General features: G+C 55.4%; 10 protein-coding genes. 1 reads left to right on the plus strand and 9 read right to left on the minus strand.

Features of this window, described 5'->3' with window-relative positions; translation table 11 throughout:
• From GSF01_RS08065 to GSF01_RS08105, 9 genes are all read right to left on the minus strand, one after another.
• Nucleotides 1-591: a CYTH domain-containing protein gene (locus GSF01_RS08065; RefSeq protein ID WP_159882675.1), complete on the minus strand. Its 591-nt coding sequence runs from the start codon at nucleotides 589-591 to the stop codon at nucleotides 1-3.
• 4 nt (nucleotides 592-595) lie between these two features.
• Nucleotides 596-1,792, minus strand: coding sequence for an acyl-CoA dehydrogenase family protein (locus GSF01_RS08070; RefSeq protein WP_159882678.1), 1,197 nt, complete (start codon nucleotides 1,790-1,792; stop codon nucleotides 596-598).
• Nucleotides 1,789-2,844: a cysteine peptidase family C39 domain-containing protein gene (locus GSF01_RS08075; protein ID WP_159882680.1), complete on the minus strand. Its 1,056-nt coding sequence runs from the start codon at nucleotides 2,842-2,844 to the stop codon at nucleotides 1,789-1,791. The genes GSF01_RS08070 and GSF01_RS08075 overlap by 4 nt, the downstream gene beginning before the upstream one ends.
• A 248-nt stretch (nucleotides 2,845-3,092) precedes the next feature.
• Nucleotides 3,093-3,740 carry a response regulator gene (locus tag GSF01_RS08080; RefSeq protein ID WP_159882682.1) on the minus strand — a complete coding sequence of 216 codons (648 nt, stop codon included), beginning with the start codon at nucleotides 3,738-3,740 and terminating at the stop codon, nucleotides 3,093-3,095.
• A gap of 35 nt (nucleotides 3,741-3,775) precedes the next feature.
• A complete protein-coding gene (locus GSF01_RS08085; RefSeq protein WP_235941347.1) occupies nucleotides 3,776-5,836 on the minus strand; it encodes a methyl-accepting chemotaxis protein in 2,061 nt (686 codons plus the stop codon).
• Nucleotides 5,837-5,968: 132 nt separating this feature from the next.
• Nucleotides 5,969-7,621: an alpha-amylase family glycosyl hydrolase gene (locus tag GSF01_RS08090; protein WP_159882684.1), complete on the minus strand. Its 1,653-nt coding sequence runs from the start codon at nucleotides 7,619-7,621 to the stop codon at nucleotides 5,969-5,971.
• Nucleotides 7,618-8,466, minus strand: a complete 849-nt coding sequence (locus GSF01_RS08095; protein ID WP_201305335.1) for a sugar ABC transporter permease — start codon at nucleotides 8,464-8,466, stop codon at nucleotides 7,618-7,620. Before GSF01_RS08095 ends, GSF01_RS08090 begins: the two co-directional genes overlap by 4 nt.
• Nucleotides 8,463-9,821, minus strand: a complete 1,359-nt coding sequence (locus GSF01_RS08100) for a carbohydrate ABC transporter permease (protein ID WP_159882686.1) — start codon at nucleotides 9,819-9,821, stop codon at nucleotides 8,463-8,465. The genes GSF01_RS08095 and GSF01_RS08100 overlap by 4 nt, the downstream gene beginning before the upstream one ends.
• 81 nt (nucleotides 9,822-9,902) lie before the next feature.
• Nucleotides 9,903-11,219, minus strand: coding sequence for a sugar ABC transporter substrate-binding protein (locus GSF01_RS08105; protein WP_159882688.1), 1,317 nt, complete (start codon nucleotides 11,217-11,219; stop codon nucleotides 9,903-9,905).
• 468 nt (nucleotides 11,220-11,687) lie between these two features.
• On the opposite strand from GSF01_RS08105, the gene GSF01_RS08110 reads away from it, so the two are divergent.
• Nucleotides 11,688-12,713 (plus strand): LacI family DNA-binding transcriptional regulator, encoded by a 1,026-nt coding sequence (locus GSF01_RS08110; protein ID WP_159882690.1) that lies wholly within the window; start codon nucleotides 11,688-11,690, stop codon nucleotides 12,711-12,713.
• Nucleotides 12,714-12,852: the final 139 nt, after the last annotated feature.

A 12,852-nucleotide genomic window follows, 5' to 3' on the forward strand; every position in this document is an offset into this window, starting at 1 on the left:
TCATCTCTCCCTCATAAGCTGCCGGTACTGCCGGAAGAATCTGGTGTTTTTGCCGTCTGACGTCGAGTCTCCCGCTTCGCTATCCGGCAGCAGCCGTTTGTACATGCGAAAGGCCTCCTCGGCCTCTCCCTCCTCGAACTCGATCTCAAGCTCATAATCCGTGATGCCTAAATAGCTGCTCCGGTCTAGCTCCACCCGGGTTCCCCCGGATATGCGGAAGCTCGACCGTTCCGTAATCAGAGGTAGGGTAAGATGCGCCTCCCCCCGGATGCCGAGCTCGGGGAATTCCCGCTCCAGCTCGAAGCGGAGCGGCAGCGCATCGACTGGCCGGCTCAGCTCTTGCTTGATCCGGTAACCGGCCGATTCCCCGGCGCCCCGGGCGGGATACTTCACCTCCAGCGTAAGCGCCGCTTCTTTCTGCCTGACCCGGACGGTAATCCCGTGCTCATGCAGCCCCTGATCATCCGTTTCGTAGTAATAATTGATCTGAAGCTGATGACGGACGGGAAAAGGGAGCAGCTCCGGATGCGACAGCAGCCGGGCGTAATCCTCCTTGGTCAGCAATCGTTTGATCTCGCGTTCCAGCGTCATCGCTTCAACACCATCTATTCTTGACCGATACGACGCCGAGCGTTTTCTTGGCCAGCAGCTCTTTCAGCAGGTCATCTCCCGGCTGATGATAGGTCGCCGCTCTCACGTCCCGGTAGAGCCGCTCCAGCAGCTCGCCTTCGTTCAAGGCGCTCATTCCATCGAGCTGCATCGCCTGCCAGACGATCTCATTGGCCATATGGGTCACGTAATATTTCGTAATGAGCGACTGCTGAAACAAGTCATCCGTGAATCTGCCCTGCTCACGCTCCCGGTCGGCCCTTCTAGCGAACATCCGGAGCTGATTCGCAGCCGTTTCCAGCTTGATGCGCATCTCCGCCAGCGTGAATTGGGAGCCCGGCATGAAAGCGAGCGGCGTCTGCGAGTACATATCCCGTTTCTTGCCGAGCACAGACACCACATGATCGAAGGCCGCTTGTGCGATGCCCTGGTAGACCGAGGAGATGGCCAGCCTCGACCAGTGGGACAGCTCGTTCGTATCCTCGATGGCATGTCCCTCCCGGCCGATCAGCCTATCCTCCGGAATGAAAACCTCATCCAGGGTGACATGATGACTCTTCGTTCCCTTCATCGCCGTAGAACGCCATGCCTCGTCGATCGTAACGCCCGAATCGTCCCGCGTGACCATCAATGCCGTCATGCCGAGCCTCGTCCCCGTATCCTCCTGGTAGCCGTATATAGGGAGATACTTGAACCGTTCGCAGCCGGAGACGAACGCCTTCCGTCCGTTCACGATATAACCGCCGTTCGTTCGCCGGACCTCGATCTTGACCATGTCCTTCGGCGCTACCCGGGCCGTCAGAAGCATGACATTCGGCTGGTTGAACGACGACATGTACTCGCCATTGTGCTGGATATCCCGGAATACGCCGGCCAGCATGGCATTGTCTGTCATGGTCCCGAGTCCCGCCAGCGTATAATAGTGCATAGCTAGACATAGTGCCGTAGATCCGCAGCCCGCTGCCAGCTCCGAGATCAACTCGAACGTGTTCTCGAAGCCGATGCTATGGCCCCCGTAGGCTTCCCCCAGCGTAAGCGTATGGAGCCCCTTCTGAGCCAGCTCTGTAAAATTTTCATGAGGAAACCGGGATGTCGCGTCGGCGTGAGCCGCACGGCCCGCCATAGCCAGTTTCATTTCACCCGCGATTTCCCGCCACTCTTGGACAGCCGTCAATCCGCTCATCCGGCCACCCCTCTCTCCGCCGCCGTGTCACCGGACAGATTCGGCCGCAGCCGAATCGACCCCAGCAGCTCGTCATACAGCTGCCGCTCTTCTTCCCGCATCCGCTCTACCGTTCCAACGATCGAAGTCAGATGCTCGGGCTTGCGCGAGCGAGAGAACTTAATGAAGCTGTTGCGGGCCGCCTCCGCCGTCTTCTCAAGCTGCGCGAATCTGCCTTCCAGACCCCTAGAGGTATCGATAAATCCCCGCTCCGTCATGTATGCGACCCGTAAGGCCATCAGATGCTTATGCTCCCAAAGCATGTGCATATAGCGCATATCCACCCACGGGTTCTTATTGGCGCTCTGCGCTTCGATAAACTGCCGCAGGATCGAGTAGGAATCAAGCCCGAAGATCAGATCGTCTTCCGGCTCGGCGAGCAGCTGGTATTTCAGTGCCGTATTGCGCGAGTACAGATAGTCCTCCAGACTTTCCGCAACAAGATCGATATTGAACGCATAGCTGGCCCGTTCATTGAGCCGGTACAGGAAAATCTGCCGGCACGGATTAGGAAACGTATCCAGACTGGCATAGGCCTGCTCAAATTCGGTGAAGCTGATCGTCGAGCTCCCGAACATCAGCCTTTCATTGTACCCGAGCAGGTCGAAGACGCCCTGTTCCTCGTCGAAGCCGTACACAAGCACGTCATGCGAATAATTGCGCACGCCATAATGCATGCGGCTGGGGACATGATACTCATTCAGATTGAGGTATACCGAGTAGCCTTGGCCGATGCAGTCCTTGACGAAATCTACGATTCCTCTGCGGAAGAGGGGGAACAGGTCCCTGTCCATGCGCTGCACCGAGAGCAACGGATTGCAGGCATAATCGTACTCGTAGAAGCCGAAAGGGACGGGCGCCGTTGCGAAACGCTCATGAATACTGACCTGGATGTAATTGCTGAAGATCCAGCCCCAACTTCGCTCATCCGTCCCGATGACAGCGAGCGGATACGCCGAGAACTGCCAGCACTTCACAGGCGGTATGCTGATGGGCAATTGTATTTTCGTCACGCAGAACCCCCCTTGGAAAATTAACTTTTATCTAACCTCATTTCACTTGCTACCGTAAGTATGCCTCACCCTGTTCGCACCGTGCCAGATGCCCTGCGTCATGAACCGGACAGCGATACAGCTATAAAAAAAGGACGTGCGGTTATAAAGAATTGTCCGCGCTTCCTTTTTTTCATGTGCATTCGTCGGACACAAAAAACCCATGATCGCAGGGCCTGCCTGTCATTCATGGGTGATGAGTCCTGTATTCATGCCAGCCCGTTGCGAATGGCAAACACCACGAGTTGGATGCGGTCGCGAAGGTCAAGCTTTCTAAGAATGCCGGATACCGTATTTTTAATCGTCCCCTCCGACATGAAAAGACTGCGCGCAATCTCGCGATTTTCCATGCCCTCCACAATATGCCTGATGATGCTGACCTCCCGATCGGTTAGCCCGGGATCAGGCGAGATCTGACGCTCATAGGCGGCAGCCAGGCTGATGCCCGCCTGCTCCGTGAAGCTGTGCATGGCCTGCTTATCCATAATGCTTAGCCCCGCCGCCACACTTTTGACCGTCAGCACCAGCTCTGGAGGATGGATGTCCTTCAGAATATATCCGCTCGCCCCGCTTTGGATCGCTTGCAGCATGCAGCCCGCATCCGTGCAACTGGTGAAGATGATGACTTTCGTGCTCGGATGCTTGCTGCGGACCTGCCTGACGACCTCTATGCCACCTTCCTTCAGGACGAACGCGTCTACCAGCGCAATGCAAGGCTGCAATCGGTCGCACAGCTCGATCAGCTCCTGCGAGGTCGCCGCGTACCCGGCTACCTCAATCTCCCCCTCCCGCTCCAGGATAAGCTTGATTCCCTCATTGACGATCCGGTGAGCATCTGCTACAACAACTTTGATCATAGCTCCTCCTTTGTTCGCAACCGAGTATTTCCGATTCAGGTGCGAAATGTAACGAGTGAAAGCTTCAATTGCTCGGATAATTCCTCCAATCTTGACGACAGCCCCACAAGTCTTTCACTAACAGCCAACTGACTTGCCGATAAGGAGGCCACCTCCTCCGTCGAAGCCGTCGTTTCCTCGACGACCGAGCTTACGCAGCCCATCGCTTCGGACAGCTTGTGCTGGGATAATACCAATTGCTCGACAGAAGCGGAGGATGCCCTAAGCTGCTCCATATACCGGGTCGTTTCCTCCATAACCTGGCCGAAGATGGCCGCCGCTTCCTTTACCGCGTTCCGCTGATCCTCGAACATCGGGTTGGCCGTCAACAGGAATTGGACGGTTTCTTCCATCTCTTGCCGGATGGTCTCCGTGATGCCGGACACAACCTGTATGGAGTTCTTCGACTGGTCCGCCAGCTTGCGGATTTCTTCGGCGACGACCATGAACCCCTTGCCGGCAGCACCTGCGCGTGCAGCCTCAATGGTCGCGTTCAACGATAATATATTGGTTTGCTTAGTCAGGTTGTTCAAGACATCGAGAATTTTCCGCATGGATGAAGCGCTCGCCTTAAGCCGGTCGACCTTGTCGACGATCGTATGGGTCAGCCTGGCGTTCTCATCCGTTTTCTCGACCAATACGTTCATGCAAGCAGTCCCCTGAACGCTGACCTGCTGCACACGGCCGGAAGCTTCTCCCATCCGGTCATTGGAGAGGGCGACCTCCGTCGTCGTCAGGCCGATCCGCTCGGTCAGCAGGGTGCCCTTCTCAGCTACCGCTGCCGTACTGCTGGCCCCATGGGCGATCTCTCCTGTCGCCGCCGCAATCTCCCGCGCAGACAATGCGGTGTTCTTGGAAACCTCAGAGAGCTCGGCTGCCGTACGCAGCACCTCTTGAGCCGAACGATTCGTTTGCTCGACAAGCGTCCGGATTTGCTGCATCATGCGGTTGAAGCTCTGGCCGAGCCGTCCGATCTCGTCCTGTGAACGGAAGTCGGTGCGCACCGTCAGATTGCCGCGCTCCCCTTCTTCCATCAGCTTGCACAGCAACGTTAGCGGCCTGCCTACAAGCCTTACAACCAGATAGCCGAGGGCAGCGGCCAGTACGATCGCCAACAGCGTCATGGCCACTGTGATCGTTAGCAGCTTGTCCGTATCCTGAACGAACTCGCTTACAGGGGTACGGCCGGCCAGCTGCCACTTGGCCGTCTGCAGCCGCTTGTGGACAACGAGCCGTTCTACGCCGTCCTCCTCTCGGGCATGGAAGGCCCCTTCCTCCTGTTCGCCTGCCTCGCCCAGAATGTTCGATACCTGCTCCAGCGCTGCCGGCTCCGCCGTATATGCTACCTTCCCATCGTTCGTCACAAGCCATATTTCCCCCGTTTGCCCCAGTCTGACATTCGATAAGATCTCGGTAAGCGCCTGGCTCTTGATCTCCAGGGTGAGGATGAATTCAGCCTCCGGACGTTGAGCATTTTTGAGCAGCCTCCCCATCGTCAGGGTAGGCTCGGTATTCAGCGTGTACAGCCCCTTCTTCTGAACTGGCAGCCAGCGAATATCCCCGTCCGCCTCCATGATCGCTTTCAGCGCTCCCGCGTTAGCTTCGTTGATCATAATCGAGCTGCTTCCGGACGTCCGGTACGTCTTCGCGATGTCCAGCGTCCTTGGAATGAGCATGACGCGCAGCAGCCTCTTGTCCGAGCTGACGATCGCATCCAGCTTCCGGCGGATCCGGTTCTCCGCCTGGTTTTTAAGACCATAGTCCGCATCCGGCTTGCTCACCAGCTGCAGGTCCTCCCTCAGCTCCTGATCGATAAGCAGCTGTCTGGACAACGATTCGTATTGGGCAAATAAAAAATCGAGCTTGTCTGCCGCCTGTACAATCGTTTGCGATGACGCACCGGCCACCTGGTCAATGATCAGTCCTTTGGCCACTGTATATGAGACCCAGCCGAGCGCGGCCGTGAGACCGGCCGTTGTGACGAACAGCAGAAGAAACAGCTTTCCTCCTACGGATTGAAGCGGGCTTTGCAGCCGAGCTTTGAAGTTTGCGTTCAACGAGATGGCCTCCTGTTTTGTAGTTTCTGTGTTGAACAAAAAGCACAATCTCGGGCCGATGACTTGAGATTGCACCTAGGCGGATCCAAGCTATGAGAGCGTGTATTCGCATTCCGTCCGGAAGCGGTACGCTTATTGCAAAACGACCGAGCTGTAGGCCGGAATCGACAGTATTCCCGCTTCGATCCTTGTGGAACCCTCCGTAGACAGCAGAATCCGTCCGAACCTTTCGGGCTCTCGCTTGCGTACATCCAGCTCCAGCGGCTTGCTTGTCAGATTGTGTACGACGAGCACTTCCCGTTCGGCCGTTCTCCGAATGAAAGCAGACAGGCCCGGATCCTCAGCAGCGAAAGGGGCGATGTCTCCATCCCTCAGCGCCGGCTCGCGCTTGCGCCAGTCGATCAGCTGCTTATAGCGGTTTAGAAGGGAGTTCGGGTCTTTCAGCTGCGCCTCCACCGAAGGCGCGTCAGCCCCGCTATTGGAACGTGCCGGCTTCCAGGTCGTCTGCCCTTCACCCTTGCCGGCGGCATGCCACAGCATAGGCTCGCGCTTGTTTTCATCCGCTCCGCTGCCCTTCATGCCGATCTCATCCCCGTAATAGAGGAACGGATGACCGGGCAGTGTCAGCAGCAGCGCCGCAGCCATGCGGGCATGCTCCCCGCTGCCCCGCAGCACACTCATTAGACGGTCTGCATCGTGATTGCCGATAAAAGAAGCATCGACAAACCGACCGCCGGATTCCTTCCGGAATATCTCATACTGACGGCTAAGCATCGCTCCGAGATCGGGTGCTTTCTCAGCATGAACGGCGCTTCGCAGGGTGGTGTTCAGCGTAAAGTTAAAGGCCGACTGGAAAGCCTGATTCAGGTAAGGAGCGATCACGGCTTCACTATCCCATACCTCCCCGACGAGAAAGACATCGGGATCCGCTTCATTCAGTCCGCGCCGGAACTCCTGCCACCAGTTCTGGTTGCTTGCTGCCGTCTCCTTGCTGCCTTTGGACGACTGAAAGTCCTCGTAAACATGCTTTGCCGCATCAAGCCGGAACCCGTCCGCGCCCTGCTTCAGCCAGAAGTTTCCGACCCGGATCATCTCCTCGCGTACAGCCGGATTGTCGAAGTTCAAGTCCGGCATCCCCTCCCAGAACGTGCCCACATAACGAGCGCCCCCGCTCAGATGCCAGGCGTTACCGCTGCCTGTCGCGCTAAGCACATGCGCATTCCGGTTCGGGTCCTCCGACCAGTTGTACCAGCTGCGGTACTTGCTGTCCGGACCCGAGGACGAGTCGATAAACCAAGGATGGCTGGAGCTGGTGTGATTGACGACCAGATCAAGAATCAGCTGGATTCCCCGCTTGCGCGCCTCCGCCGATAAGTATCGGAAGTCCTCCAGCGTACCGAGCTCCGGGCTTACGTCATAGTAATCCGTAACGTCATACCCGTGATAGCTCGACGACGGGTGAATGGGGGTTAGCCATAGCCCCTCGATGCCGAGCTCCTGCAAGTAATCGAGTTTGGCTGCGACCCCCTGCAAGTCCCCGATCCCGTCGCCATTGGAATCATAGAAGGAACGGACAAAAATTTCATAGAATACCCTCGAAGGCTGTTCGTAGACCGGGGGCTTTTCTTTCGTCTCTTGCAAAGAAGCGAAGGGCAGGTAGGTTTCTACAGCTGTCGAGGGCATATCCTGTACCTCGGAGGGCGCGGAATCGCTGCAGCCTGAGGATGAGGAGAGCACAAGCGCTGCAGCGAGCAGCAGCGCGGCTGGGCGACGAGATGCACTCATCCCTTGCTGGCTCCTGCTGTCAAGCCCTCGACGAGGAAGCGCTGCAGGAAAATAAACAGAATCGTGATCGGCACCGCGATCAGCACCGAGGCTGCGGCGAACAAAGTGAAGTTCGTCGATTGGTTAGAGCGGGCAACCTGATCGAAGAGCCCGACCGCGAGCGTCCATTTATCCCGAGAGCGAAGCACGAGCGCGGCGAAAATATAATCGACCCAGGGTCCGACGAACGTCGTAAGTGCCACGTAAGTGACCAGCGGCTTGGATAGCGGCAGCATAATACGGGCGAATATCGTCAGATTGCTTGCCCCGTCGATCCGAGCGGCCTCATCCAGGCTTCGCGGTACGGCGTCGAAAAAACCCTTGACCAGCAGAGTCGAAAACAGTGGTGCCCCAGCGGCGTAGACCAGAATAACGGCCATATGCGTATTCAACAGGTTCATTTCCTTCAGGAGGATGAAGACCGCGATCAGGCTCAGGAAGCCCGGGAACATATTGAGCACGAGAATCGTTGACAAGGCGGTTTTGCGCATCTTGAAGCGATATCGGGACACCGCATATCCGCACAGCAGCGCCAGCAGCGTACCCAGGATCATCGAGATCACCGCAATTTTCAGCGTGTTGATGTACCAGGGGCCGAACAGAAAGCTTTTGGATGTAAACAAAGCTTTGTAGTTATCGAGCGTATAGCTCTCCGGGAACAACGTCTTGCTGTAGAGGGACCTCCCCGGGCGGAATGAGCCCAAAACAATCCAAAGTGCCGGGTACAGGCTGCACACCGATAACAAAATCAGTGTGATATAGCTCAAGGTTAGTCGTATTCTAGTACGCAAGCGTCGGCCTATCATTGGATCATATCCTCCTCTCGGAACGAACGGGATCGGCTGAAATTCCAGATCGAGAACGATGCAATGATAAAAAATACGATAATGCCGATGGCAGAAGCGATATTATATTTCAATTGGCTCAGCGTAAGATTGAACAGCCAGGTTACCAGCAGATCCGTCGCTCCGGCAAATTGATAGCTGCCGACTGTCGGCCCGCCTCCCGTAAGCAGGAAGATCGCGTTAAAGTTATTAAAGTTGCCCGCGAACTGGCCGATCAGAACGGGAGCCGTCGTAAACAAGACAAGCGGCAGCGTCACAATCCGGAATTTTTGGAAGGCCGATGCGCCGTCCACCTCCGCAGCTTCGTACAGATCCTTCGATATGGTCGTCAATACGCCCATGATGAGAATCATCGAGACTGGGATACCGATCCACATATTGACGATGACTACCGTAATCTTCGCCCAGGTCGGGTCTGTCAGCCATTGCGGCTGGTAGATCCCCAAGCTGCCCAGATACTGGTTGATCGGTCCGAACTGCGCATTGAACATATTCCTCATCATAAGCAGGGAAATCAATGCGGGGATTGCATAAGGAATAATCAGAATCGTCCTCCAGAACCCTTTGAACCGGATCTCCTTCTGCTGAACGAGCAGCGCGACCAGGAAGCCCCCGAAGTACGTCGTAACCGTTGCCGATATCGCCCAGATTATCGTCCATTTCAAGACACCGAAGAAAGTCCCGCTCCATGTCTTGAGCAGCAGCAGATCCTTGAAGGTCTGAAAGCCGACCCAGTTGACCAGCTTGGCCGGGGGCACGTGATCGGGAGAAGAAAAATTCGTGAACGCCAGCAGCACCATGAACACGATCGGCAGCACCGTGAAGAACAAGATGCCTATGGCCGGAAGCAGCAGAAACAATTGTGCGAATTTTTTGTCCGATAAATACTTCAGAGTCGAGGCGAACCCGTTCGGCAGAACCCCCTCCTCACGCTGTTTGCCAATCTGATAAGCGTCCTTGACGTTCACGATATAGGCTGCTAAAAAGAGCAGGAAGGCAAATACGGTTATCAAACCGTTAATCATCAGAAAAATCGAATGGTCTCCCGGTACGTTCTGGAAAACCTCCCCCACCTTGATCTGCTTGGTTGGCGTTTCCCCCAGGGTAACCAGTCCCCAGACAGCTCTACCCAGATTGTTGATAAAGTAGATCAGACCGGCAGCCTCCAGCGCGAGCAGGAGCACCCCCTTTATGTACTGGCGGTTGTACAATTGCCCAAGGCCGCATGCCATAGCTGAAAGGACTGCTGCGATGATCCCGTGCTTGGGCGATTGTTTGCCACCCGCAATGTCAACGGTTGTGCGAAGTTGACCCATTTCCTGTCCTCTCCCCCTCTCCTGCAAATAATCGTCTCACCCGCCCGCCACGCGGAGGGTGAGACGCACAAGCTGTTTTCGTTACTGCTTTCCGTTATTCGCATCCTTGATCTGCTTCACGGCATTGTCGAGCGCAGCCTTAGGATCCTTGCCCGAGTTCCAGATGTCGCCAAGCGCTGCGCCTACCGGATTCCATACATTTTCCATCTCCGGAATCGACGGCATCGGAACCGAGTGTACCGATTGCTCTACGAAAGCGGCGACGAGCGGGTCGCTTTTGATCTGCTGATCGTTCTGGGCTTCGTTGTTCGTCGGTACGGAGCCGATCATTTTGTGCAGCAGCAGTTGGGATTCTTTGCTGGTAGCAAAGCGTGCGAAAAGCTTCGCCGCGTTCGGGTACTTCGTATAGGCGTTGACCGCCAGCTCCTGGACCCCGGAGAAGGTAACGGCCGGCTTGCCGTTAATGGCCGGGATCGGCGCGATGCCCAGATTGTCGCCCAGCGCCTCCTTGTAGACGCCCAGCTCCCAAGGTCCGGTTATGCTGATCGCCGCATCGCCGCCTGTAAAGAGCGAGCGCTGGATATCCGGGTTCACGTCGCCGGTATTGATCGGCAGCACCGCGTTCTTCAGCTCCGCAAAAACCTTCATCCCGGCTACGGCACCGTCGGTGTTCAAGCCGACATCGTTTTTGTCGGTGCCGTTTTTGCCGTATACATAACCTCCTGCAAAAAAGGGATAGGCGACATAGAAGTTGCCGCTCTCAAAGATGAGCCCATATTTATTTTTACTTTTGTCCGTAAGCGGCTTCCCGACTTTGATAACATCCTCGAATGTCTTGGGAGCCTCCTTGACCAGGCTCTTGTTGTAATACAGCGCGATCGTCTCCGAGGACCTCGGATAGGCGTACAGCATGTCACCGCTAGTCGCGGCAATAATCGAGCTCTCTGTGTTTTCTTTCTTGACCGCCTCTCCGAAGATATCGTTGGGCAGCAGCAGGCCGGCTGCCACCGCTCTTCCCAAGTGATTGTGCGGCATGACCACGACGTCCGCCCCGATGCCGGCCGGTCCGTCGTTGGTCAGTCTGCCGACCTGATCCGGGGGTCCTACCTCATCGATCGTCACTTCCACGTTGTAGACTTCCTTGAAGCGCTTCACGATCTCCTCCGTATAGGGGCGCTCCTTGGCTCCTTCCCAAATCACCAGCTTGGCGCCCGGCTCAGGCTTGATTCCCTTGTCATCGGCTCCGGTTGGCAGCGCGTCACCAGACTTCGTCGCGGAAGGCGTCTCTACCGGCTGCGGATCGGATCCGGCCCCTGGCTGTGTTCCCTGCGAGCAGGCGGCGACAGAAAACGCCATCGATAATGCGGCAATCAACGAGAGTGCTTTGTTTCTTTTCATTTTTGGTACATACCCCTTTCGATGCTTGGTTTATTCAGCTTTCAGAGCGTCTGGAACAGGAGGACTGCGCAAACGTTTGCTCAACTTCAGAAAAAAAAGGGTGATCTCTTGATTTCATCCGTTATTTTCGCATAAGCTTTAACATTCCACCCATTGGAAACGCTTCATTCCCAGATCATCATACACGATGGGATCTATTTTGTAAAAACGTTTGCGCATATCTTATTTGCATAATTTCCAATTATTTCTGCACTTTATCTCTGTTTTTCTCCATATTTCTAATTATTTCGCTTTTTTTACAAATCACGCTTCCCATCTTTCGGTTTTCTTATTTCCCTTGAAGCTGTTTACATTTGAGAGCAGGGTACGCTAATATAGATAACGATAAGCTATTTACATTTTGCTCTCCTGAAAAGAAAAGCGTTTGCACAAACCGCTACCAGACTATAAATGCCGGAGGAATATCGCATGAACGTTACAATCATTGATGTTGCTAAAAAGGCCGGCGTTTCTCCTTCTACCGTCTCCCGCGTGCTGTCCGGTCATTCCCGTATCAGCCCGGCTACTGTTCGGAAGGTGAAGGAAATCATGGAGGAGCTCGGCTACCATCCGAATGCCATGGCCAAAAGCCTGGTGTCCAAGACAACGCAAACACTCGGTCTGCTGCTTCCCCGCTCGGCGGAGGAATTGTTTCTGAACCAATTTTTCTCCGAGGTCGTCCGCGGAGTCATCTCCCAGGCTACCCGCTCCGGGTACGATCTGATGATGACGACCGGCATTAGCGAGCGCGAAGAGGTCGAGGCCGTTACGAAGCTGGTCCGGGGTCGGCGAGTCGATGGAGTCATCCTGCTTTATTCGCGAAATTCCGACCCGGTCATTGATTTTCTTAAAGAACAGAATTTCCCTTTCGTCCTGATCGGACGAAGCGAAGATCATCCTGATATTCTGTCGGTCGATAATGATAACGTGCAGGCTGCTTATGATGTCGCCAAGCATCTGATCGCACAGGGGCATAAGCGGATCGGCTTCGTAAGCGGTCCTCCCAACCTGATCGTGTCGAGAGACCGGCTGACCGGATATAAGAAGGCCATTGACGATGCCGGACTTGATTTTCATAACGAGTGGATTGTGGAAGGGGATTTTTTGCAAGAGAGCGGCTATCGGGCGATGTCGTTCTTCATGGCTCTGCCCGAAAGACCTACGGCTCTGGTTGTCATGGACGATCTGGTCGCTTTCGGCGTGCTTCGCGGGCTAACGGAGCTTGGCTACAAAGTGCCGAGGGATCTTGCTGTTATCGGCTTTAACAATATTCCGATGTCCGAGCTCTCCTCCCCGCCGATCAGTTCGGTCGATATCGGGATTTACCAGCTTGGATATACCGCGTCCCAAACGTTAATTCGTTCTGTCAAGGGAGAGGCGATTCATCACAACAGAACCCTTATTCCTCATCGACTGGTATTGCGGGAGTCGTCCTTGTATACCGATCCCTCGTAAAGATGTCTTGTCCCGGAACAAGAGACCCTTGTGATGAAGTCATCCAAGGATCGGCAGCCGCCGTCGTTTAGTTTCGACACGAGCATAGGACAGGACGGCTAGCGTCAGAAGGCTCTCGGCTCTCGGCTCTCAGCTCTCA

Source organism: Paenibacillus puerhi (assembly GCF_009846885.1).
In the GTDB taxonomy this organism is placed as follows: domain Bacteria; phylum Bacillota; class Bacilli; order Paenibacillales; family NBRC-103111; genus Paenibacillus_G; species Paenibacillus_G puerhi.

Coding starts and splice junctions, on each gene's coding strand:
- GSF01_RS08065 (WP_159882675.1), bottom strand. CDS start 591: ATGACGCTGGAACGCGAGATCAAACGATTGCTGACCAAGGAGGATTAC.
- GSF01_RS08070 (WP_159882678.1), bottom strand. CDS start 1,792: ATGAGCGGATTGACGGCTGTCCAAGAGTGGCGGGAAATCGCGGGTGAA.
- GSF01_RS08080 (WP_159882682.1), bottom strand. CDS start 3,740: ATGATCAAAGTTGTTGTAGCAGATGCTCACCGGATCGTCAATGAGGGA.
- GSF01_RS08090 (WP_159882684.1), bottom strand. CDS start 7,621: ATGAGTGCATCTCGTCGCCCAGCCGCGCTGCTGCTCGCTGCAGCGCTT.
- GSF01_RS08095 (WP_201305335.1), bottom strand. CDS start 8,466: ATGATAGGCCGACGCTTGCGTACTAGAATACGACTAACCTTGAGCTAT.
- GSF01_RS08100 (WP_159882686.1), bottom strand. CDS start 9,821: ATGGGTCAACTTCGCACAACCGTTGACATTGCGGGTGGCAAACAATCG.
- GSF01_RS08105 (WP_159882688.1), bottom strand. CDS start 11,219: ATGAAAAGAAACAAAGCACTCTCGTTGATTGCCGCATTATCGATGGCG.
- GSF01_RS08110 (WP_159882690.1), top strand. CDS start 11,688: ATGAACGTTACAATCATTGATGTTGCTAAAAAGGCCGGCGTTTCTCCT.